19 protein-coding genes are annotated in these 21,369 nt (G+C 70.6%); 13 read left to right on the top strand and 6 right to left on the bottom strand.

Features of this window, described 5'->3' with window-relative positions; translation table 11 throughout:
• Positions 1-12: 12 nt before the first annotated feature.
• Positions 13-4,050 (top strand): alpha-(1->3)-arabinofuranosyltransferase, encoded by a 4,038-nt coding sequence (locus tag DFR72_RS01765; RefSeq protein ID WP_245982417.1) that lies wholly within the window; start codon positions 13-15, stop codon positions 4,048-4,050.
• Positions 4,051-4,096: 46 nt separating this feature from the next.
• Here the strand turns inward: DFR72_RS01765 and DFR72_RS01760 are convergent, their stop codons facing one another.
• Positions 4,097-5,272 (bottom strand): lipopolysaccharide biosynthesis protein, encoded by a 1,176-nt coding sequence (locus DFR72_RS01760; protein ID WP_177224515.1) that lies wholly within the window; start codon positions 5,270-5,272, stop codon positions 4,097-4,099.
• Positions 5,273-5,385: 113 nt separating this feature from the next.
• Here DFR72_RS01760 and DFR72_RS01755 point away from each other — a divergent pair, with 113 nt between their 5' ends.
• The 4 genes from DFR72_RS01755 to DFR72_RS01745 all read left to right on the top strand — a co-directional run bounded on the left by DFR72_RS01755 (position 5,386) and on the right by DFR72_RS01745 (position 8,737).
• On the top strand, positions 5,386-6,990 hold the full coding sequence (locus tag DFR72_RS01755; RefSeq protein ID WP_245982415.1) for an MmpA family trehalose lipid delivery protein: 1,605 nt from the start codon (positions 5,386-5,388) through the stop codon (positions 6,988-6,990).
• Positions 6,991-6,993: 3 nt separating this feature from the next.
• Positions 6,994-7,161, top strand: coding sequence for a hypothetical protein (locus tag DFR72_RS45280; protein ID WP_170176092.1), 168 nt, complete (start codon positions 6,994-6,996; stop codon positions 7,159-7,161).
• A 4-nt stretch (positions 7,162-7,165) separates the two neighbouring features.
• Positions 7,166-8,188, top strand: coding sequence for a hypothetical protein (locus DFR72_RS01750; RefSeq protein ID WP_090064347.1), 1,023 nt, complete (start codon positions 7,166-7,168; stop codon positions 8,186-8,188).
• Between the two features lie 87 nt (positions 8,189-8,275).
• Complete coding sequence (locus DFR72_RS01745; protein ID WP_143086665.1) at positions 8,276-8,737, top strand: hypothetical protein; 462 nt, start codon at positions 8,276-8,278, stop codon at positions 8,735-8,737.
• Here DFR72_RS01745 and DFR72_RS01740 read toward each other — a convergent pair.
• Complete coding sequence (locus tag DFR72_RS01740; RefSeq protein ID WP_245982413.1) at positions 8,684-9,805, bottom strand: glycosyltransferase family 4 protein; 1,122 nt, start codon at positions 9,803-9,805, stop codon at positions 8,684-8,686. The two genes, DFR72_RS01745 and DFR72_RS01740, sit on opposite strands and share 54 nt — an antisense overlap.
• Positions 9,806-9,991: 186 nt before the next feature.
• On the opposite strand from DFR72_RS01740, the gene DFR72_RS01735 reads away from it, so the two are divergent.
• The gene (locus DFR72_RS01735) at positions 9,992-10,669 is read left to right on the top strand and encodes a class I SAM-dependent methyltransferase (RefSeq protein WP_245982412.1); all 678 of its coding nucleotides are present in this window, start codon (positions 9,992-9,994) and stop codon (positions 10,667-10,669) included.
• On the opposite strand, the gene pgfA (DFR72_RS01730) is transcribed toward DFR72_RS01735, so the two are convergent.
• On the bottom strand, positions 10,666-11,619 hold the full coding sequence (gene pgfA / locus DFR72_RS01730; RefSeq protein WP_170176090.1) for a cell envelope lipid trafficking protein PgfA: 954 nt from the start codon (positions 11,617-11,619) through the stop codon (positions 10,666-10,668). The two genes, DFR72_RS01735 and pgfA (DFR72_RS01730), sit on opposite strands and share 4 nt — an antisense overlap.
• Before the next feature lie 249 nt (positions 11,620-11,868).
• Here pgfA (DFR72_RS01730) and DFR72_RS01725 point away from each other — a divergent pair, with 249 nt between their 5' ends.
• The gene (locus tag DFR72_RS01725; protein ID WP_143086666.1) at positions 11,869-12,996 is read left to right on the top strand and encodes an amidase; all 1,128 of its coding nucleotides are present in this window, start codon (positions 11,869-11,871) and stop codon (positions 12,994-12,996) included.
• Here the strand turns inward: DFR72_RS01725 and pgfA (DFR72_RS01720) are convergent.
• Positions 12,981-14,093 (bottom strand): cell envelope lipid trafficking protein PgfA, encoded by a 1,113-nt coding sequence (gene pgfA / locus DFR72_RS01720; RefSeq protein ID WP_090064352.1) that lies wholly within the window; start codon positions 14,091-14,093, stop codon positions 12,981-12,983. The genes DFR72_RS01725 and pgfA (DFR72_RS01720) overlap by 16 nt on opposite strands.
• Before the next feature lie 260 nt (positions 14,094-14,353).
• Here pgfA (DFR72_RS01720) and DFR72_RS01715 point away from each other — a divergent pair, with 260 nt between their 5' ends.
• Complete coding sequence (locus tag DFR72_RS01715; RefSeq protein ID WP_143086667.1) at positions 14,354-15,490, top strand: beta propeller repeat protein; 1,137 nt, start codon at positions 14,354-14,356, stop codon at positions 15,488-15,490.
• Positions 15,491-15,529: 39 nt separating this feature from the next.
• Here the strand turns inward: DFR72_RS01715 and DFR72_RS01710 are convergent, their stop codons facing one another.
• On the bottom strand, positions 15,530-16,093 hold the full coding sequence (locus DFR72_RS01710) for a TetR/AcrR family transcriptional regulator (protein ID WP_090064354.1): 564 nt from the start codon (positions 16,091-16,093) through the stop codon (positions 15,530-15,532).
• A 58-nt stretch (positions 16,094-16,151) separates the two neighbouring features.
• Here DFR72_RS01710 and DFR72_RS01705 point away from each other — a divergent pair, with 58 nt between their 5' ends.
• Both DFR72_RS01705 and DFR72_RS01700 read left to right on the top strand, forming a co-directional pair.
• A complete protein-coding gene (locus DFR72_RS01705; protein ID WP_090064355.1) occupies positions 16,152-16,784 on the top strand; it encodes an NAD(P)-dependent oxidoreductase in 633 nt (210 codons plus the stop codon).
• On the top strand, positions 16,781-17,695 hold the full coding sequence (locus tag DFR72_RS01700; protein ID WP_090064356.1) for an SDR family NAD(P)-dependent oxidoreductase: 915 nt from the start codon (positions 16,781-16,783) through the stop codon (positions 17,693-17,695). Before DFR72_RS01705 ends, DFR72_RS01700 begins: the two co-directional genes overlap by 4 nt.
• A gap of 47 nt (positions 17,696-17,742) precedes the next feature.
• Here the strand turns inward: DFR72_RS01700 and DFR72_RS01695 are convergent, their stop codons facing one another.
• Positions 17,743-18,165, bottom strand: a complete 423-nt coding sequence (locus DFR72_RS01695; protein ID WP_170176089.1) for a PLAT/LH2 domain-containing protein — start codon at positions 18,163-18,165, stop codon at positions 17,743-17,745.
• A gap of 229 nt (positions 18,166-18,394) precedes the next feature.
• On the opposite strand from DFR72_RS01695, the gene DFR72_RS01690 reads away from it, so the two are divergent.
• From DFR72_RS01690 to DFR72_RS01680, 3 genes are all read left to right on the top strand, one after another.
• A complete protein-coding gene (locus DFR72_RS01690; protein ID WP_090064358.1) occupies positions 18,395-19,624 on the top strand; it encodes a cytochrome P450 in 1,230 nt (409 codons plus the stop codon).
• A gap of 30 nt (positions 19,625-19,654) precedes the next feature.
• Positions 19,655-20,494 carry an SAM-dependent methyltransferase gene (locus DFR72_RS01685; RefSeq protein WP_090064359.1) on the top strand — a complete coding sequence of 280 codons (840 nt, stop codon included), beginning with the start codon at positions 19,655-19,657 and terminating at the stop codon, positions 20,492-20,494.
• Between the two features lie 88 nt (positions 20,495-20,582).
• Positions 20,583-21,356: a hypothetical protein gene (locus DFR72_RS01680; protein WP_090064360.1), complete on the top strand. Its 774-nt coding sequence runs from the start codon at positions 20,583-20,585 to the stop codon at positions 21,354-21,356.
• Positions 21,357-21,369 lie beyond the last annotated feature (13 nt).

The raw sequence follows: 21,369 nt of genomic DNA, 5'->3' as shown, positions 1-21,369 counted from the left end.
GAGCACTACCCGGTGGTAACTTCCTGCGCCATCAAGAGCCTGAAGATCGCACACCGGAACCCGACGACGTGGGTGCTCCTCGCACTCACGGTGCTGTCGTTCGCGCAACGGTTCGGAACGGCCACGTTCGACACCAAGCTCGACCTGGCCGTCAACCCGGCCGGGTTCCTGGGCAGGGCGCTGCACCTGTGGAATCCCGCCGCCACGGCCGGTGAGCTGCAGAACCAGGCGTACGGCTACTTCTTCCCGATGGGGCCGTTCTTCGCGGCCGGTCAGATCCTGGGCATACCCGCGTGGGTCACCCAACGGCTCTGGTGCGCGCTGCTGCTCTGCCTCGCGTTCTACGGGGTGCTGAGGCTGGCCCGCGCGCTCGGCATCGGCCACGAGCCTACGAGGTACGCCGGTGCGCTGGCCTACGCGCTGGCCCCTCGGGTGCTGACCGAGATCGGGCCGCTGTCCGCGGAGATGCTGCCCGCCGTCATGTTGCCGTGGGTGCTGCTGCCGCTGGTGCTGGCGGACCGGATCGGGTCGCCGCGCCGTGCCGCGGCCCTGTCCGCGCTCGCGGTGCTGGGAATGGGCGGCGTCAACGGCGCGATGGTCGTGATGGCGCTGGTCCTCCCGGGGATCTGGCTGCTGACGCGCACGTGGAACCGCGCGCACGTGAGGCTGGTGCTGTGGTGGTCCGGCTGCGTCCTCGCGGTCGCGCTGTGGTGGATCTTCCCGCTGCTGCTGCTCGGGCGGTACAGCCTGCCGTTCCTCGACTACATCGAGTCGGCGGCGAACACCACCGCGCCCATGTCGTTGTTCCAGGTGCTGCGCGGCACGAACCAGTGGGTCGCGTACGTGCTGCAGGGCGAACCGTGGTGGCCCAACGGGTTCATCCTGGTCGACAACCCGGCGCTGATGGCCGGCACCGCCCTGGTGGCGCTCATCGGTGTCGTCGGACTGGCCCGGCTGGGGCTGCCGGAACGCCGTTTCCTGGTGCTGGGCACGCTGGCGGGGCTGACGCTGCTGACCGTCGGGTACGTCGGATCGCTCGACTCGCCGCTCGCCGAGGTGGTGCGCGGACTCCTGGACGGGCCGCTCGCACCCCTGCGCAACGTGCACAAGTTCGAGCCGGTGCTGCGGCTGTGCCTGGTCCTCGGGTTCGTCCACGGGCTGCACCTGTCCCGGCCGACCGGGTTGCGGGCCGCTCCCGAGCACTGGCGGCGAAGGGTTCGCACGGGTGTCGCACTCCTGCTGATCGTGGTCGTCTCGGCACCCGCGTGGCTGCTGACCCTGCGCCCCGGCCAGGGGTGGTCGGACGTGCCCGCCCACTGGCGCGAGGCGGCGGGGTGGCTCGCCGACCAGGACGGCAGGGCGAGGACGTTGTTGTTGCCCGCCACCGGTTTCGGCCAGTACACCTGGGGCAGGACCGTGGACGAGCCGATGCAGGCGCTCGCGGAGGCCCCGTGGGCGGTGCGCAACCAGGTGCCGCTCGGGTCCGAGGGCAACACCCGCTACATGGACGCCGTCTACGACTCGCTCTCGGACGGGCGCGGCTCGGCCGGGCTGGCGGACTTCCTCGCGCGCGGCGGCTACCGGTTCTTGCTGCTGCGCAACGACATCGCGCGGGAACCGACGGGTTCGCCGCCGCTCACCGTGCTGCGCCAGGCGCTCCAGGGATCACCCGGCATCGAGCGCGTCGCCCAGTTCGGGCCCGAGGTGCGGATGAGCGACCAGCGGCTCGTCAGCTCGGTCGACGCCGCCGCGACCGGGAACGCGCTGGAGGTCTTCGAGGTGAAGCGGGCCGTCCCGGTCGTCACCGCCGTCGCCGACGCGGACGTGCCGACGGTGAGCGGGGGACCGGAGTCGCTTCTGCCGTTGCTGTCCCAGGGACTCGTCAAGGCGGACCAGCCCGTCGTCCTCGCGGGCGACGCCGGGGGGCGGACCGGGCAGCTGCTCGTCACCGACGGCCTCAGGCGCAAGGAGCGCAACGTCGGCAGGGTGTCCGACAACCTCAGCCAGACGATGTCCGCGGACGAGGCGTCGAGACAGGGACGCGTAGCGCTGGACGTGTCCCCGTTCCAGGACCCCCGGCACCAGACCGTCGCCGAGTACCGCGGCATCCGGGCCGTGCGGGCGTCCACGTCGACCGCGTACGCCGACTCGGCGGGGGCGATCGACCCGGCGAACTCGCCGTTCGCGGCGGTGGACGGCGACGGCGGGTCCGCGTGGCACTCGTCGAGCTTCACCGGGCCCGTCGGGCAGTGGCTCGAGATCGACCTCGACACCCCGCGCTCGGTCGGCGAGGTGACGCTCGACCTGGTCGACGACCTGCGGGTGGGCTGGGCGGTCACGCGGATCAGGCTCACCACGGACGCGGGGGAGAGCGAGCACGACGTCCCGTCCGGCGGCGGCCGGCACGCCTACCCCGTCCGCCCCGGTCTCACCGGCAGCGTGCGCGTCACGGTCCTCGGTGTCGCCGCCGACAGGCAGGACGGCAACGTCGGCGTCAAGGAGCTGAGCGTGCCCGGCATGACGGCGCAGAGAGCGCTGCGCGTGCCACGCGACCAGGACGCGGCCAGGCCCGGTTTCTCGTTCACGCGGGGCAGTCAGGCGCGTCCGGCCTGCTACCGGACCGACGGCACGGTGCGGTGCGACTCGTCGCTGTCCCGGTTCGGCGAGGAGGTCAACGGGCTCACGCGGCTGTTCCGCACCTCGGCCGACGGGAAGTTCGCGGTGAACGCCACCGTCGTGCCGTCGGCCGGCGCGAAGAACCCGGTGACGCCGGAGGGCCTGACGATCACGGGGACGACCTCGCTCGCGGGCGACGTCGCGGCGAGCCCGCTGTCCGCTGTGGACGGTGATCCGGGTACGTCCTGGGTGCCGGACGTGACGGACCTGCGGCCGACGTTGACGTTGGCCTGGAAGGGGAAGCGCACTCTCTCGGAGTTCCGGATCGAGAGCGCGCGAGGCGCCAGGACACCGGTCGAGCTGGAGGTGCGCACCGACACGGGCACCGAGGTGGTGCGCGTCGGTTCGGACGGTTTCGTCGCGATCAGACCGGCGGACACCGAGAAGCTCGAACTCGTCGTGCGCGAGTCGGGCGGCGTGGGGCCGGCCGAGATCGGCGAGCTCCGGGTGCCCGCGCTCGACGGCGTGCTGAAGCCGGTGCCCGCGACGACACCGTTCACCGTGCCGTGCGGCAAGGGCCCGGTCATCGACGTCGACGGGAAGAAGATCAACAGTTCGGTGTCCGGCGTGCTCGGGGACGTCACGGCCAACCGCCCGCTGAAGGCGGTGCTGTGCGACGACGACCTGGCGACCGCCCTGGAGCTGCCGGCCGGAGACCACGTGCTGACCACGTCGCGGTCCGACTCGTTCGTGGTGCAGGACGTCTCCGTGACCCACGTCGAGCTCCCGAAACCCGTCGCGACGCACCGGGAGGTCACCATCGGCGCCTGGGAGGCCACCGAACGGGAGGTCACCGTCGCACCGGGGGCCAAGGCGCTGCTCGTGGTGTCCGAGAACGTCAACGACGGCTGGACGGCGACCCTCGACGGGCAGGTGCTGGAGAAGGTCCGCGTCGACGGCTGGCAGCAGGCGTACGTCCTGCCCGAGGGCGACGGCGGCGTGGTCGCGCTGGAGTTCGGCCCGGACGCCCGGTACCGGACGGGCCTGCTGGCCGGCGCGCTGGGAGTGCTCGCGGTGCTCCTGCTCGCCGCGTTCCCCGTGCGGCGGCGAGTGGCGTTCGTGGCACCGTCGCCGAGTCGTTGGCTGATGGTCGCGATGCTCGTGCTGCTGGCCGTGCTCGGCGGCATGCTGCCGATCGTGGCGGTGATCGCGTGCCTGCTGGCGCGGGAGTTCTGGCCGGCGGCGCCGAAGGTGGTCGCGGTGAGCGGGGTCGCGCTGGGATCGGGTGTCGCGGTGCTCGGCCGGATCCTCGGCCACGGCCAGGAGTGGGCCTACGTGCCGCTGGCCCAGGCCGCTTTGCTGGTGGCGGTCTCGGCGGTGGTCGCGGCCGCGTTCGGTCCGTTCGGAAAGCGACCTGATCCCACGGCGCCCTGATCCCACAGCCCCTGATCCCACAGCGCCCGGCCCCGTCGTGCCGTGATCAGGCCTGCTTGGTGCCGCGAGCCTCGATGACGGTGCCCGCGATCACCAGTCCCGCCGTCGCGAGCAGCGCGCCGGTCACGACCTGACCGACGGAGTCGTTGAGCCACAGGGTGATCAGCGCGACCTCGGCGGCGACCGCGATCCACACCGCGACCGTGGACCGCCGGTCGCCGCTCGCGATCCGGGAGAACAGCAGCAGCTGCACCAGCGCCAGGCAGGAACCCATGAGAGCGAACTGCCACAACGGAATCGCGTCACCGTGGTAGCTCGAGCCACCGATCAGCGACACGCCCAGCGGCCCGAACAGCGCGCAGCCCACGATCACGAACGCGTCGAGGCCCGCGCACACCGCCAGGGCCTTCGGGAGCATGCGGCGGCGGTCGTCCGCGTCGGCCATGCGGGGCAGCACGAGCACGCCGACCGCCTGCGGCAGCCAGTACGCGATCTTCGTGACGACCGCTCCCACGGCGTAGCCGCCCGCCTGGGCGGCGAGCTGGTGCCGGGCGAGCACGAGGTCGAGGTTCACGAGCAGCACCAGCGCCAGCATGGCCTGGGACGCGTGCACCACCTCGGCACCACCGGCGGGCCGTGCCGGACGAGGACTGCCGCAGAGCCGCCACCCGGTCAGCACGACCAGGAACGAGCCGATGGCCGTCCCCGCCAGCACCGAGGTCGACGAGGGCGACAGCCACAGCCCGATCACCCCGCCACCGACCTTGCCGAGCCCTTCCAGCGACACCAGCAACGCCAGCGCGCCGAACCGGTGCGTTCCCTGCAGAAGACCGTGCAGGACACCGAGAACCGTCAGCGGGGCCAGGGACAGCGCGAGCCACACGACCGGCCACGGGCCGTCGAGGTGCAGCAGACCGGCGAGCAGCGGCACGAGGGCCAGGGTCAGCACGGTCATGCCCGCGCTCACGCTCAGGCCCAGCCCGAACAGGGGCCGCGGGCCGAGGCTCGTCACCCGCAGGGCGGCGACGGTCTGCAGGCTCATCGCCGGCACCACACCGATGACCACGAGCGCGAGCAGCGCGCTGAGCTCGCCGAAGATCGCGGGTGCGAGAGCCCGTGCGGCCGCGATGGTCAGCACGTAGCTCGCGGCGTTCGCGCCCAGCAGCGCGCCCGTGATCAGCAGGGCATCCAGGCGGGTGGTGGTCGTCGCCGGAGCGGACACGCGGGATCCTTCCGGTCTGCCGCGGCAGGGCCTGTGTCGAAGGCCCTACCCGCGAGTACTACTGGCCGGTAGTTTCGGCGACTGTAGCCCCGGCTCGACCGGAGAGGGAGCAAGTGCGGCCGAACGGACTGAAGCTCTACGCCACGTGCGGGATGCTGGCGCTGGCAGCGCTCGCGCCTGTGCTGTGGCCGGGCTACGTCCTCGTCTACGACATGGTCTTCACGCCGGAGCAGCCGCTCAACGCCGGCGCGTTCGGGCTCGGGGACGCGTTGCCGCGGGCGGTTCCCGTCGACGCCGTGGTGGCGCTGGCGACCCAGGTGGTCCCCGGTCAGCTGGTGCAGAAGCTCGCGCTGCTCGCGATCGTCTTCGCCGGTGCCCTGGGCGCCGGGCTGCTGGTGCCGACGGACAAGACCGGCGTGCGGATCGTCGCCGCGGTGGCGTACTCGTGGAACGCCTACGTCGCCGAACGGCTCTTCATCGGCCACTGGACGCTGCTGCTGGGCTACGCGGCGCTGCCGTGGGTCGCGATGGCCGGGCTCAAGATGCGTGACGGCGAACCGCACGCGTGGACCCGGCTCGTGCTCGCGAGCCTGCCCGCCGTGCTCTCGGCGCCGGGCGGCGTTCTCGCGCTCGGCACGGCGCTGGCCACCGCCGGAGGCCGCAAGGCGTGGCAGGTCCTGGCGATCGGTGTCGTCCTGAACGCACCGTGGTGGGTGCCCTCGCTGCTGCACGACGGACTGTCCGACCCGGCCGGCGTCGAGGCGTTCAGCGCGCGCGGGGAGAACTGGGGCGGGCCGGTGCTCAGCGTGCTGGGGCTGGGCGGGATCTGGAACGCCGAGGTCGTTCCGGTGAGCCGGGCCAACCCGGTGCTTCCCGTGCTCACCGTGCTGCTCCTGGGGGCGGCGCTCTTCGGTCTGCGGGAGCTGTCGAAACGCCTGCCCGTGTGGCCGCTGGCGGGACTGGGCGTGCTCGGTGCGGTGCTGGCCCTGCTCGCCGTGCTGCCGGGTGGCGTGGCGCTGCTGGAGACGTTGGTCGAGCACGTGCCCGGTGCCGGGTTGTTGCGCGACAGCCAGAAGTGGGTGGCGTGGCTCGCGCTGCCGTTCGCGGTCGGGCTCGCGGTCGCCGTGGAACGGCTGCGCGCGCGGCTGCTCGTGGCCGTGCTGCTGCTCGGGTTGCTGCCGGACCTCGCGTGGGGCGGGTTCGGACGCCTCGAGCCGGTCGACTACCCGGCGGACTGGGCCCTGGTGCGGGAGGAGCTCGTGGGCCGGCCCGGTGACGTGGCGGTGTACCCGCTGTCGGCGTTCCGCCGGTTCGACTGGAACGACCGGCGCACCCAGCTCGACCCCGCGCCGCGCTACCTGCCCGGCACCACCGTCGTGGACGACTCGCTGCCGGTCGGCGGCAAGGTCGTGGCGGGGGAGGACCCGCGGGCGGCACGGCTGCGCGGCGGCGACCTGAGCGGCATCGGCTGGGTGCTGGTCGAGCACGGGACGCCGGGCCGGGTGGATGAGAACCTGCTGGCGCGGCTCGAGAAGGTCCACGACGGGCCCGAACTGGCGCTCTACCGGGTGCCGGGAGCAGTGCCCGCTGAACCGAACGGCCCACCCGTTGCGCCCGTTGTGCTCGCCTGGGTCGCGGCTGGGTCACTGATCGGTACGAGCCTGTTGTGGAGACGGTTACCGGTCGGTAGATTCGCGGCACCCCGACTTGAGGAGTAAGACGTGGAACTGGTTTCGGTGCTGGTCGCGATCGTCGCCGGGGCCGCGCTCGCTGGAGGGGTCGGCGTGATCGTCGTCGAGCAGAACAACCCCGACAAGGTCGTCGAGCAGCGGATCGAGCAGGGCCAGAAGGCCGTGGAGCCCGAGGTCCTCGACTACGGCTCCCGCTGACCGGGTGACGGTGGCCTTCTCCGGGGACCCGGCGGCCTCCTGGAGCATCCTGCTCGAGGCGAGCCTGCGCGAGGCGCCGGACCCCTCGGTGGTGGCCGCGCGGATGTCCCGCGCCTGCGCGGAGTTCCCGCACCTCGGTCCGGCCGCGGTCGTGCTGCGTCCGTCCGACTGGGACGGTGCGCGGACCGAGTTCGCCGACGGTCACTACCGCACGGGTGATCCGCTGGTCCGGGTCGCGCTCGCGGGCGACTCGCTGATGGTCGCCGCCCACCACGGTGCGGTCGACGGGCTCGGTTTGCTGGCATTGCTGGGCATCGCACTCGGTGAGTCCGTGTGCAGCTCGGCGACCGGTGTGGCGCTGCGCAGCCCCGACCGGCCCTACTTCCTGAACGCCCTCGACCGCGTGCGCGAAGCCGTGTGGGCGCCCCCCGTGCGCATCCAGCCAACGTTGCGGGGCAACGAATGCGGCGACCACCTGGTGTCCCGCGCGCTGCCCGCCCTGAAGCTCGGCAGCGCCAGGCTCACCTCCGCCGCGCTGGACGCGACGCGGCAGTGGAACGCCGCTCGCGGTGCCGCGCACGGCCGCGTCGTCGCCGCGATAGGTGCTTCCTGGCGCGGTGGAGCGGATCCGCGTCCCGAGGCCGACAGCGCGCTGCTCAGACTGCGCCTGCCGGCCGGGGCGACCGAGGACGACGTGCGTGCGCTGCTGACGGCGGCGGCACCGGAAGCGGGCTTCCCCAGCGCGCACAACCCGGTGGCGCAGTGGGGGATGCGGCTGCTCGCGTCCCGGCTCGGCAGCACCTTCCTGGTGTCGAACCTCGGCGTCGTCAAGGGGAACGTCAGCGCCCTGCGCTTCTTCCCCGCGGCGAGCGGCCGGTCGGGCGTCGCGTTCGGCGTGGTGACGACAGGGGAGGTCACCACGGCCACGGTGCGCGTGCGGCGCAGGAACTTCGACGCGGACGCCGCCGCGGGCCTGCTCGACCTGCTGTGCGACGCGGTGCTCACCGGCCACGAGGCGCGGCGGTAAATGATGTGGTTCCGCGAACGGCGCGAGGTCAGGGCCCGGAGAATGCGTCTCTCGGAGGTAGCGGACAACGTCGGCGCGAGGTCCGGAGTGGTGCTCGGGGAGAAACGCACCGGCGGGGCCGGGATCGGGAGCTCGCCGGTCAGCCTGGTGATCCTCACGCTCCGCCCTGGCGTCGAGGACGAGGTGGCCCGGACGCAGATCGATGCCGCCGTCGCCGTGGGATATGTCCGGCCGCCGACACCTCCCTGCGGGAAAGGGCAGAGCTGCTCCTTCCACGGCCAGCCCGACCTGCCCATGCTGACCATCGAGACCTATTCGCCAGGCGAGCGGTTTTCCTTCTTCCAGCCGGTTCCCGACGGGCACACCGGCGTCATCGTCAGCCTGAGTCAGCACGCGTCTGCTCGGCGCCGGTCGGGCGTCGCGTTCGGCGTGGCGACGACAGGGGAGGTCACCACGCCGACGGTGCGCTTACGGCGCAAGGACTTCGACGCGGCGCTACTCGACCTGCTGTGCGACGCGGTGCTCACCGGCCACGAGGCGCGGCGGTAGCCGCAGGGCGCTGTGCACGGCGCTCTCGAACGCGCCGAGGCTCTCCTCCCAGCTGAACTGCTGGGCACGTTCCCTGCCCGCCGCCCCCATCGCCTTGCGCAGCGGCTGGTCCCGCAGCAGCGTCTCCGTGTGCCGGACGAAGTCGTCGAAGTCCTCGGCGAGCAGACCCGTGCGGTGCTCCACGATCGCCTCGGCCACGCCGCCCGCCGAGCGGTAGGCCACCGTGGGCACGCCGTGGCTCGCGGCCTCCATGATCACGATGCCCCAGCCCTCCTTGACCGACGGGCACACGTGCACCCACGCCCCGGCGAGGATCTCGTGCTTGGCCTGCTCGTCGACCCAGCCGTGGATGACGACGCTGTCCTGGACGCCGCGGTCGATCGCGTGCTGCCGCAGCACGTCCTTCCACGGGCCCTCGCCGACCAGTTCCAGTCGCAGGTCCGGCCACTGTGGACGGAGCTGCGCGACCAGGTCGATCGCGTGCTCCAGTCGCTTGTGCGGGACCAGGCGGGACACCGCGACCAGGACGGGGGCCTCGGTGCGCCGCGCGGTGACGGCGGGAGGCGCGTCCAGCCCGTTCGGCACGACCACCGTGCGGCGCAGCTCGACGCCGAGCTGGCCCAGTTCGTCCCGCGTCACGTTGGACACCGTGATGTAGCGGCACTTGCGGTACAGCCTCGGGGCGAGCCACGACTCGATCCACCAGCCGATCCGGCCGAAGACCGGGCCCAGCGCGCTGTGCCACTGCTCGCGGTGCACGTGGTGCACCAGCACCAGGACCGGGCAGCGCGCGACCAGGCGGCTGAAGAAGGGCATGCCGTTCTGCACGTCCACGATGACGTCCGCGTCGGAGCGCAGGATCGCCAGGAGTGCGTACAGGTAGACCGTGAACTTGTTGCCGCGCCTGCGGAAGCGGACGCCCGCCACCCAGTCGCCGGACGGCGCGCGGTCGTGGCCCGCGCACTGGATCGAGACCCGGTGGCCGAGCCGGACGAGGCCCTCGGCGATGCGCTCGACGTACCGTTCGGAACCGCCGCCCTCGGGGTGTCTGGTGTCGCGCCAATTCACCAGCAGAATGCTCGGCCGGTAATCAGGACCACGCGACATCTGCCTCTCCCGATGCTAGGTTACTGCCAGGTAGCCATGGTAGACGGAATACGGGAGATGGCAATGGTCGAGATCGGTTCAGTTTCGGCCCCGGAAAAGTTGCGAAAGCCAACTTTCCGCCGTTCTGTTCGGCTTTTTCGCGCATTCTTGAAAGAGCAGACCGACCCGGACCACTTCTACCGGATCCTGGCGGACGACTCGGTCGCCCAGGTGTCGTCGTACGTGTCCCTGAGCGGTGCCGTCGTGCTCGACGTGGGCGGTGGTCCCGGCTATTTCGCCGAGGCGTTCCGCGGCGCCGGCGCCCGGTACGTGGGGCTGGACCCGGACGTCGGCGAGCTGTCCGCCCGCGGTGAGCCCGACCCCGGCATGATCCGCGCGAGCGGCACGGCGCTGCCGTTCCGCGACGCCTCGGTGGACGTCTGCTACTCGTCCAACGTGCTGGAGCACGTCGACGACCCATGGCTGATGCTGGCCGAGATGGTGCGCGTGACCAGGCCCGGAGGCACTGTCTTCATGTCCTACACGCCGTGGTACTCGCCGTGGGGCGGCCATGAGACCGCGCCGTGGCACTTCCTCGGCGGGCACTACGCGCGCCGCCGTTACGAGCGCCGCAACGGCAAGCCGCCGAAGAACTCGTTCGGCACGTCGCTGTTCCCGGTGAGCGTCGGGGCGGTCCAGCGGTGGGCTCACCGCCAGACCGTCGCCGACGTGGTCGAGACGTTCCCCCGGTACCACCCGTGGTGGGCGAAGTGGATCACCCGCGTCCCGGGGGTCCGGGAGATCGCCTCGTGGAACTTCGTGATCGTGCTCAGGCGGCGTGCCTAGGCGACGTGCCTGGCCCGTCGTCCGAGCACGCCGAGAAGAATTCCGGCGAGCAGCATCACCAGGCCGACGGAAAGCAGGACGACAGGTCCGGTGCTGCTGATCAGAGTCAATTTGTCACGTGCCTCGGAGGCACGTTCAATCGATTCTTTGACGGTTTCCTCGTTGAAGGTCAGGGTGGCGTCGAGCAGCACCGTTCCTTCTTTTCCGTCGGGCCCGAACAACGCTTGCCGCTGCTGTTCCGAACCCTTGACGATGATGCCGCTGACCGGCTCGACCCACATGGTGCGGGTGTTCTCGTAGCGGCGCTCCGCCTTGACCGACGCCTCGGTGCTGTTCACCAGGTTGCCTGGCACGTCCTGGTCGCGGAACTTGGTCGACGGGATCTTCTGGACGAACTTGTAGACCTCGAGCCCGCCGACCTCGTCCGTGCCTTCGTACCGTGCGGTCGTCGCCTTGCGCAGGGTGGTGTCGAAGTACTCGTAGTCCTGGGGCTGGGTGTCGAACGGGAACTTGTAGTTGAGGCCCTCCTGGCGCACCGCCTTGTCGGCCGCGGTGGGGTCGCCCTCGGCGTCGGTCACGTACTGCTGGGTGCACTGGAGTGCCATGTTCGTCCGGCGGTCGAGGCACACCCGGTGCTTCACCGCGGAGACGAGCTGGTTCTCGGAGTCGGTGACGACCAGACCCTGGTCCCACACCATCACGTCACCGTCGACCTTGGCCTCCGGCCTGGTCAGGTTGCTCTCGACCTTCCGGGTGGCCGTCAGTCGCGCGTCCTTGACGACGAGTTCCTTGGGGTAGAAGACCTTCGCCGCGCCTTCCGCGACGGATTCCGTCTTCTGGTCGAGCGGCACGACTGCGAGCTCGGGGTACACGTAGAAGCGCAGGACTGCTCCGAGCGCCAGCGAGAAGATGCCCAGTCCTACCAGCACGAGGCTCGCAACACGTCGCACTCGTCCTCCTTCTGGGTGTGTTCCGGGTATGAGAGGGACGTCACAGTGGCGTGGAACCTACCGGACAGTAACCTCTGCGCAACCCCTCGACCGGGGTGACTCAGGTCATCTTGATCGGTCCGCGTGGAGAAAGAAGCTACTCGGCCGCCGAACTCCAGAGCCGTTCGGCGGAACCCCTGCTGGCAAGCGGGTAGCGGCTGAAGGAACCAGCTCCTTACTCAACGGCGACGATGCCGGAGGAAGAGACACGTGGAAGAAACCCCTGTGTGCTATCCGGGAGCAGCTGAGCAGGCCCGGCTGCTCGCCCGCGGTGCGGCGACCGCAGCAGAACTCCTTGCGACGGCCGAACATCGGCTCAGTTCGTCGCGGCACGTTTTCACAGATGTCGATTTGGCCACCGCCCGGCGCAGTGCGGAGGAGGCCGATCGGCGGTTGGCGGGCGGCGAGGGCGGCGGCCTGCTCGGACTGCCGCTGGCCGTCGAGGACTCCTTGCCACGTTCGGCTTTCGACGCACTGGTGGCGGCGGGAGCCGTCGTGATCGGGAGAACGTCGGCAGCCGAGCGCCATCGCAACCCGACCCCGGGCATGCCCGCCACGTCGCTCGACCCCAAGGTGTCGGGCACGGCTGTCGCCGTCGCCACCGGTGTGGTGTCCGCGGTGCTGGCACGTCGCGCGCCCGGTGCCGGCGGGGTGCCCGCGGGAGGCGCCGGCGTCGTCGGCTTCGAGACCTCCGGCGGACGCGGCGTGGTGGCGAGGACCGTGGCCGACGTGGCGCACGTCGTGCGCGCGATCGGCTGGGCCGCCGAGCCCGCGAACCGTCCACTGAGGATCGGTGTGTCCCTGCGCGGCATCGCGATGACCAGCCGCACCCGCCCGTCCATGCGCCGGGCCGTCGAGGACGTCGCCTCGCTGTTGTCGTTGCACGTCGGCGAAGTGGTCGACCACGACCCGCACCTCGCCAGCGAGTCCAGGCTCCTGCTGGCGCCGCACCTGGCCGCCGGTCCTCGTGAGCTGGACCTGCTCGACCGTTTCGTGCCCTCGCCGCTGCGGGGGATCTGCCGGTCGATGCGCGCGGCGGAACGGGTGATGGTGAACCACATGTTCACCGGTGTCGACGTGCTGGTGACACCGGGGCACACCGGGCCGGCCGAGGCCATGTCGCTGCCCGGCGGGGTGCTGGTGCGCAACGGCGCCACCTCTCCGTTCTCGCCGCTGTGGAAGGTCAGCGGCTACCCGGCCGTGTCCGTGCGCGCGGGCTCGGACGCCGGCGGGAACCCGTTGCCGGTGACCCTGATCGCGGTGCCCGAGGCAGAGGGCGAACTGCTCCGGGTCGCCGAGATCGTCGAGGAGGGATGCGACGCTCATCGGAGTCCGTAGTCGACGTTCGAGGACGACACCACGTTCTTGAGGTCGAGCGAGTCGTCCGGGTCGCTGGCGCCGGTGACGCCGTAGGTGATCGCGCCGGCCAGGCACGCACCGATCACCAGGGCCAGCGACCCGGCGACGACACCGCGTCGCCACACGAGCAGCAGCACCAGCCCGATCGCGACCAGCACGGCACCGGCGACCCACAGGACGGTGGGGAGGGCGGTGATGACGAACAGCTTCGGCAGGTTCTGCTTGACCTGGTCCACGTTCGCGGAGACCGAGGCGTTCGTCAGCCGCAGTTCTCCCGCGAACACAGGGGTTCCCTCGCCCTCGGCCTGCGTGCCGGTGCGCAGTTCCTGCCGGATGTCCTCCCGGACCGAGAGCACCGCGCCGGTCGTGGGCTCGACCAGCAACGTGCGGGTGACGCCGTAGTACTGGGTGACGTCCACGGACGGCTCCGGGCTGCCGACCAGCGAACCGGGTACCGCGAACCGGCCGAGCTCCGTCTGCGGGATCGTGTGCGTGAACCGGTACACGTCGAGTCCCTGCAACAGCTGCTCTCCGGCGAAGTGGATGTCGACCGGGCGCTTGAGAACCGTGTCGTACCAACGGTGGTCGCGCTGCTCGGTGTCGAACGGGAACACGAAGTTGAGGCCTGGTTGCAGCAGCTGCCGTCCTTCGGCGGTGACCCGCTTGCCCCGTTCGGTCTCGTAGAACTCGCCGCGGCAGGGCGCGACCGCCTCGCCGGTGCGGCGGTCGAGGCAGATCTTGCGCACCTCGGCGCTGAGCACGAGCTTGTCCGAGTCCTCCTTGACGATCGTCGCCCGCTTCCACACGGTGACGTCGCCGTTCTCCTTGATCTCGGGTGCGGCCAGATCGCCCTCGACGTGTGTTGTCGCCGTGAGGCGGAGGTTGTGGCGTACTTCCGGCATTCCGCCGGGCGGGTACACGACGGCGGTGACTCCTTCTCCCTCGGAGACGGAGACCGTGTCGATGTCGTGCTGCAGCTTGGCGAGCAGGGGATAGGAGTGCAGTTGCAGCACCAATCCGGCCGCTACAGCGAAGGCACCGAGTCCGAGCAGGGCGGCGACGACTGCGGTTCGCACAGGTCCTCACAAGTATTCGGTTGGCAGGGAGGGCGTTGCGTGAGGCGCGATTTCCGGTAACCGTGCGTTCAGTTCTACCTGGTCCGTGAGCTAGATCACAAGGGCATACCTGAATCCCATTCGGGTTACCTGGCTGCGGCGGCTGGGTCACGATGACTGCTCAACTAGGTCAAGCCGACACGAACCCCTGGCGCGGGAACGGTCTTCGTGAATGATCGACCGCGCACAGACTCGTTCAGGTCCAACAGCTTGGGGGATGCATGAGAGTTCACAGATACCTGGCTTTAGCCTTCTCGGTCGCGGTGGTCGCCGGCACCGCCGTGCCCGCCGCGGCCGCGGAACCGGCCTGGCGCCTGGCCTCGATCCCGCAGAGCAAGGCGACGAGCAACCTCTGGGACGTCGCCGCCGTCGACGCCAGGAACGCCTGGGCGGTCGGCTTCGAGGGCTACGACCCGGACCAGCAGTACACGACCGGTGATCCGATGATGCTGCGGTGGAATGGGACCAGGTGGTCCCGGACGTCGCTCCCGGTCGTGCAGGGCCGGGTGTCGTTCCAGCGGGTCGCGGCGTCGTCCGCCAGGGACGTCTGGGTCAAGGGCGCGCCGTGGTCACCGGACGGCAACGTCACGCTGATATGGCGCTACAACGGCAGGACGTGGACCGAGGTGCCGTACCCGCCGGGCGCCACCCCCGGCACGCTGTCGATCCGGGACATGTCCGTTGTGGACGGACATGCCTGGCTGGTCGGTCACCACGGCAACGCCCCGGTGTTCCACGAGTGGACCGGAAGCTCCTGGCGGGAACACCAGCCACCCGCCGAATGCGTGACGGGCGGCGGATTCCTGAACTTCTGCACCATCAACGCCGTGAAGGCCTTCGCGTCCGACGACGTGTGGGCGGCCGGGCACGGCATGTGGAACGGCTTCACGGGTCCGCTGCTGTTCCACTGGAACGGCACGGCCTGGCGAGCTGTCCAGGTAGGACTGAACCAGCAGCAGGTCACCCTGCAGTCGCTGGACGGCACGTCCTCCCGTGACATCTGGGCGGTGGGCGACGGCGGCGGCATGGGATCGGCCAACGTGGTCGTGCGCGGGGACGGCACCACCTGGCAGACCGTCAGCGGGCTGAACACCCCGGCCACCCCGGCCGTCGCGGTGGGTGCGAACGGCACCCCGTGGGTCATCGGCCGCATCCCGCAGGCGTTCTTCGGCTCCCACGGCCCGGCGGGGTGGACCATCACGCCGGCACCCGCTCCGCCGGGCTCGTTCGGCACGAACTACAACGCCATCACCGCCGTTCCCGGCACGAACCGGTTGATCGCCGTGGGCTATGCGGACCTGCCGGGCACCAGCCCGCTGCGCCTGCAGGCGGTGGTCGCCGAGTACTCGGCGCGCTGAGTCCGTCGCGCGGCCGTCCGCCCCGCCGGGCGGCCGCACCTACCTCCAGGTCCCGAGCGTGGTCAGCAGGTGGTCGATCATCGCGTCGGTGACCGGGCGGCGCTCGAGCATGCTCCGGAAGACCAGGGGCCCGATGATGAGCGCCGGGGCGTCCAGGAGGTCGGCCGAGGCCTGGAGCTCGCCGGTCCGCGCCGCCGACTCCAGGGCTGTGCCGAGCTGGCCGCTGATCGTGGCGATGAGCTGCTCCCGGCGGGCGGTCGCGTCGGGTTCGTCCGGTGCTCCGTGCAGCAGCGCCGCGGTCACCGCCTGCACCTCGGGCAGGGTCAGTTCGTCGGCGAGTGTGCGCATCTGCCGCGCCAGCCACGGGCGGACGGGCGGAACGGGGTCGCGGAAGAACGGCATCCGGACACCGGCCATCGTGTCGTCGAGCAGCATTCTCGGCTGCGGCCAATGGCGGTACACCGTCGCGCGCCCGACCTTCGCGCGTTTGGCGACGTTCTGGTGGGTGACCGCGGCCGGGCCGTCCTCGCGGAGGAGCTCCCGTGCGGCGGAGAGGATCGCCTCGCGGCTGCGGGTGACGCGTGGGTCGGTGGAGTCGGCCATGACGCCATCTTATGAGACAACTTGACTCAGAAGCACGCGGGACGGCACAGTGGAACTTATGAGACAAGATGACTCAAAGAGTTCGCGGCTGGTGGTCCTGGGTGCGAGCGGCGGAACCGGACGCGCGGTCGTCGACGTCGCGCTGCGAGCCGGGCACGCCGTCACGGCCGTCGTGCGCCGCGCTGACGCGATCCCGCCCGCGCCCGGTCTGACCGTGGCGGTGCTTCCGGTGCTGACCGGCCTGGCCAGCGTCGTTGCCGGACATCACGCGATCATCAGCGCGCTCGGTGCCAGCGCCCCCGGCCCGTCCACGGTCTGTTCGGGCGGCATCCGCGCCGCGTTGCTCGCGATGGAGGAAACGTCCGTGCGCCGTCTCGTGGCCGTCAGCGCGCACGGCGCGGCGGAGAGCCGTGACCGGTCGCTGTACTCGTTGCTGCTCTGGGCGTCGGTCAAGCACAAGATGCGGGACAAGGAGGTGATGGAGGCGCTCATCCGGCAGTCCGATGTGGACTGGACTATCGTCCGGCCGCCCGCGCTGAAGGACACCCCGGCGACCGGCGGCTACCGCACGGGCACCGATCTGCGCATCACCGTGACCTCGTCGGTGTCGCGCGCCGACCTGGCCGAGTTCCTCGTGGGCGAGGCCGTGCGACCGGCGTTCCTCCGCCAGGCGCCGGGGATCGCCGCATGAACGTCCACAGTGGTCAGGCGGATCTGAGCGGCCAGGTCGCGCTGGTGACCGGTGGTGCCGGCGGAATGGGCAGGGTCATCACCGCGGAACTGGTCCGCGCCGGCGCGCACGTCGTCATCACGAGCCGCGACGCGGAACGGGGAGAAGCCCTGCGGCGCGAGCTCGGCACCGACCGGCTGGAGGTGCTCACCGGCGACCTGGGCGTCCGCCGAGACCTGCACCGCCTCGCCGCCGAGTTCTCGCGCCGCCACGACCGGCTGCACCTGCTGGTCAACAACGCCGGCGCGCATTACCGCGACCGTCGGCTGACCGCCGACGGCGTGGAAGCGCACCTCGCGGTGAACCACCTGGCCGGGTTCACGCTCACCTACCTGCTGCACGAGCGTCTGCGGGCCGCCGCGCCCAGCCGTGTCGTCAACGTCGTCTCGGCGACCATGTCCGACACCCGCAGCCTGCCGTTGCCCGGCAGGCCCCGGCCGGTCTCGCTCGACCTGGCCGGCGTCACCGACCTGCGCGAGCTCAACCCCGCCGAGGGCTTCGCCCCGTTCACCGCCTACGCGAGGGCCAAGCTGCTGAGCACGATCTGCGGCTACGTCTTCGCCGACCGGTGGCACGACGAGGGCGTGACGGTGAACGCCGTGCACCCCGGGATCGTGAGCACGAGCATCGTCGACGACATCACGCCCGCCGCGCTCCGGCCGTTCCGGTCGCTGATCCACAGTCGTCTGCTGACTCCGGAGGCAGGTGCGGCGGCCGCGCTGCGCCTGGCCACGGACCCCGGCCTCTCGGCCGTGACGGGCCGCTACTTCGTGCGGGACAAGGAAGAACGGTCGCCCAGCGTCTCCTACGACCCCGCCACACGGGACAAGGCCTGGAGGCTCAGCGCCGGCTGGGCGGCGCTGAGCGGATGAGCGCGGGCGCGAGCGGGAAGATCTTCCACCCGCGCCCGGTGCTCAGCTCAGGAGCAGGCGTAGAACCGCGTCAGGCTTCCCTGCGGGAACCACTCGTTGACGGCGCAGTGGTAGATCCTGCCGGTGGCCTCCTCGTGGATGGACACGTACTCGGAGTACCACGCGTCCGACTCCCGGCCGCTCTTGCCCAGGCTGATGTAGCCGATGGTGCCGAACGACGGGTGGCGGTGCGGGCCGGACGTCCACGTCTCGCCGCGCCGGAAGTCCCTGTCGATCTGCATCGGGCCGGAGTTGCCCTCGGTGCCGAACATCGTCACCCGGACGGCGTCCTCGGTGTCCGCGTTCGTCAGGTTGCCGGTGCGGAAGGTGAGGTAGTAGGTGCTGATGCCGTCGGCCGAGGCGGGAACGACCGCCGTGAGCGAGCCGAGGACGGCCAGTGCTGCGGAGAGCACCACAGTGCGGATCTTCATCATTTCTCTTTCTGTCGGCATGTGCCGTGACGCCCATACCGTGGCGGGGGACGGTGGTCGTCCGGTGGCCGTTCAGTAGCCGCTCGGCTACCCAGCGGAACCCTCGCAGGCCCTGTCCGATTCGGAGGCTGATCGCCGCTCCGGCGTCCTTGCCTTGTTTTGACCCGCGTGCTTAGTATGACGATTAGTCATACACCTTCGGGTGTGTTGCTCGAGGTGAGGGGCGAGCATGACGGAGTTGTCGGACGTTTCGGCGCAGCGGGCACCAGGGCAGAGCGGCATCCCGCGGCTGACCTTCGCCGACGGCGGGACCGCGGTTCTCGCCTGGCTCAAAGGGATGCGCGACGACCAGCCGGCCTGGTTCGACGAGTCGAACGGCACGTGGAGTCTGTTCCGCTACAACGACATCGTCCGGGCACTGCGTGACACGGACACGTTCTGCTCCGACCCGTCCCGCTCGTTGCCGCCGGAGGTGGCGGAGAACGCGGAGGGGAGCATGGTCTCGATCGACCCGCCGCGGCACGGCAGGTTGCGCGGACTCGTGTCCCACGTGTTCACACCGCGGCTGGTGGAGCAGCTCGCCCCGCGGATCGAGGGGATCGTCGACGGCCTGCTCGACCGGGCGCTGGCTGATCGGAGCGGGCGGTTCGACCTCGTGGGCGACCTCGCCTACGAGCTGCCGGTGATCGTCATCGGCGAGTTGCTGGGACTGCCCGCGTCCGATCGCGACTTCCTGGTGCGGTGCGCGGACGAGTTCTACGCCGTCGAGCACGACGACCCGTTCAACGGCGAGTACATGGAGTCCATGCAGTCCACTTTGGACGAGCTGAACGAGTACATGCTCGACCACGCGCAGCTGCGCAGGCGCGAGCCCGCCGACGACCTGATGACCGCGCTCGCGCTGGCCGAGATCGAGGGCGAACGGCTCAGCGACAGGGAGATCCGCAACTTCGCCGTGCTGCTGCTGACCGCGGGCCACATCACGACGACCGCGTTGCTGGGCAACACCGTGCTGTCACTGGGGGAGAACCCCGACGTGATGACGGCCTGGCGGGCGGGCACCGTGGACCCCGCCCCGGTGATCGAGGAGGTGCTGCGCCACCGCAGCCCGTTCACCGAGGTCTACCGCTTCACCACGACGGACGTGGAGATCGGCGACGCGGTCATCCCCGCCGACCAGCTCGTGCGGGTGTGGCTCGTCTCCGGCAACCGCGACGAACGCCAGTTCGCCGACCCCGGCGAGTTCCGGCTCGGCCGCACGACCGGCAGGCACCTCGGTTTCGGGATGGGGATCCACTACTGCCTCGGTGCCGGGCTCGCCCGGGTCGAGACGACCGCCGCGCTGCGGGTGCTCGCGCGGCGGACCCGGGAGATCACCCCGGTGCTCGACGAGCTGAAGTTCTACGACGCCCCCGGAATCTTCTGCCTGCGGAGCCTTCCGGTCACCTTCCACCGCTGACGGACCTCACGAGGAAAGCGAGCAGCGCCGATGTCGACTACCGACGGCCAGGCCGCCGAGGCCAAGTACGACTACAAGGCCGACGAGGACATGCGCACGGACGTGTGGGACGAAAATCTCCACGTCGGGTACTGGTCGGGGCCGGAGGACACCAGCGCGGTCGAGGTGGCGACGGACCAGCTCACCGACTTCGTGATCGCGCGCACGCGCATCGCGGCGGGCCAGCGGCTTCTCGACGTGGGCTGCGGGCTCGGCAAGCCGGCGCGGCGCGCCGCCGAACGGACCGGATGCGGGGTCGTCGGCATCTCCGACGACCCCGCGCAGGTCAAGCGCGCCACCGAGGCCGCGGAGGGTGCGGGTGCCGCCAACCAGGTGAGGTTCCTGCACGCGGACGCCATGGAGCCGCTGCCGTTCGGCGCCGACGAGTTCGACGCCGCGTGGGCGATCGAGTCGCTCGTGCACATGCCTGACCGGGAGAAGGCGTTCCGCAACATCGCCGCCGTTCTGAAGCCCGGCGCCACGCTCGTGGCCACCGACTTCTTCGAGAACGTGCCCCTGGGCGGTGACCGCAAGGAGGCCGTGGACGCGTTCCTGAGCGTCGCCAGCCTCGGGCCGATCCCGCGTCTCGACGACTACCCCGCGCTGCTGCGGTCGACCGGGTTCGAGCTGGTCGAGTTCCTCGACATCACCGAGAACACCCACCGCACGTACGCGTTGCTGCTGCAGTCCCTGTACGACACCGAGAAAGAGCTGCGCGCCGACCACGGCGACGCCGTCTTCGACGGGTTCGTGAAGGCGTTCAAGGGCTGCGCCGAGTCTCTCGTTCCCCGCTACATGCTCTTCGTCGCCAGGCGCTCCGCCGGCAGCTGACCCCCGCAGCACGGCAACAACTTCCGCGCGACCGTCCGGTCGTGCGTCGATGACGCACGCGTTTTTCCTCCCCGACAAGGAGAAAGTCATGAAGAAGTCATCGCTCGCCGCCTCGTCCGTCCTGCTGGCCCTGGCGGCGACGCTGGTACCGGCCTCCGCGCACGCCGGGAACCCGTCCGTCGTCGTGACCTCCGAAGGCGACTGCCTGGAGTTCGGCGAGATCACCCAGATCACCGCCGCCCAGGCACGTGAGCTCGTTCCATCGCGGTACAAGGTCCGCGAAGCCGACGGCACACCGGGCAAGGTGAACGTCTACATGGGCGACTACTCGTGCGCGGGGATCTCGGTCAACGGCGGCCGCGCGAAGCCGACCATGATCACCATGGCGACCGTGGAGATCTCCCACCGCGACGGCGTCGAGCAGCCGTGGGGCACGACGCAGCCGCTGTGGTGGGGGACCAACCAGCCCGCGCTGACGAACGCCGTCCAGCGGCTCGGCGCGCCCGCGCGGCACGTCCAGGCCACCAGAAGCATCACACCCATGGCCAACGGGATGAAGTTGGTGCACAACAAGTACTCCGGGTCCGGAGTGGACCACGAGCGCTTCGCCGTCGTCGAGGACATCTCGTCGGAGCCGGTGCAGAACTTCAACACGCCGGTCGGGTACTACACCGGCACGAAGGGCGAGATCCAGTTCGTCTACGACATGCAGTTCCGCGCGAAGGAGCAGGCGGCGAACTCGATCCTCGTCTCGGGCCGTGACACCGACCTCGTCCACAAGTACGGGTTCCCGATCACGCTCACGTCGAAGAACACGCTGATGACCGGGAAGTGGACCATGCGGGCCGAGCTCAAGCGCTGACCCGACGTGCACC

The organism is Lentzea flaviverrucosa (genome assembly GCF_003350445.1).
Lineage (GTDB): Bacteria > Actinomycetota > Actinomycetes > Mycobacteriales > Pseudonocardiaceae > Lentzea > Lentzea californiensis.
Note: the sequence above shows the minus strand (reverse complement) of the source record. Positions and strands in the feature narration are given on the sequence as shown.

What these genes read in the sequence shown, in the direction of transcription:
- DFR72_RS01690 (WP_090064358.1), top strand. Translation starts at nt 18,395, where the DNA reads ATGACGGAGTTGTCGGACGTTTCGGCGCAGCGGGCACCAGGGCAGAGC.
- DFR72_RS01680 (WP_090064360.1), top strand. Translation starts at nt 20,583, where the DNA reads ATGAAGAAGTCATCGCTCGCCGCCTCGTCCGTCCTGCTGGCCCTGGCG.
- DFR72_RS01705 (WP_090064355.1), top strand. Translation starts at nt 16,152, where the DNA reads ATGAGACAAGATGACTCAAAGAGTTCGCGGCTGGTGGTCCTGGGTGCG.
- DFR72_RS01715 (WP_143086667.1), top strand. Translation starts at nt 14,354, where the DNA reads ATGAGAGTTCACAGATACCTGGCTTTAGCCTTCTCGGTCGCGGTGGTC.
- DFR72_RS01685 (WP_090064359.1), top strand. Translation starts at nt 19,655, where the DNA reads ATGTCGACTACCGACGGCCAGGCCGCCGAGGCCAAGTACGACTACAAG.
- DFR72_RS01710 (WP_090064354.1), bottom strand. Translation starts at nt 16,093, where the DNA reads ATGGCCGACTCCACCGACCCACGCGTCACCCGCAGCCGCGAGGCGATC.
- DFR72_RS01700 (WP_090064356.1), top strand. Translation starts at nt 16,781, where the DNA reads ATGAACGTCCACAGTGGTCAGGCGGATCTGAGCGGCCAGGTCGCGCTG.
- DFR72_RS01695 (WP_170176089.1), bottom strand. Translation starts at nt 18,165, where the DNA reads ATGAAGATCCGCACTGTGGTGCTCTCCGCAGCACTGGCCGTCCTCGGC.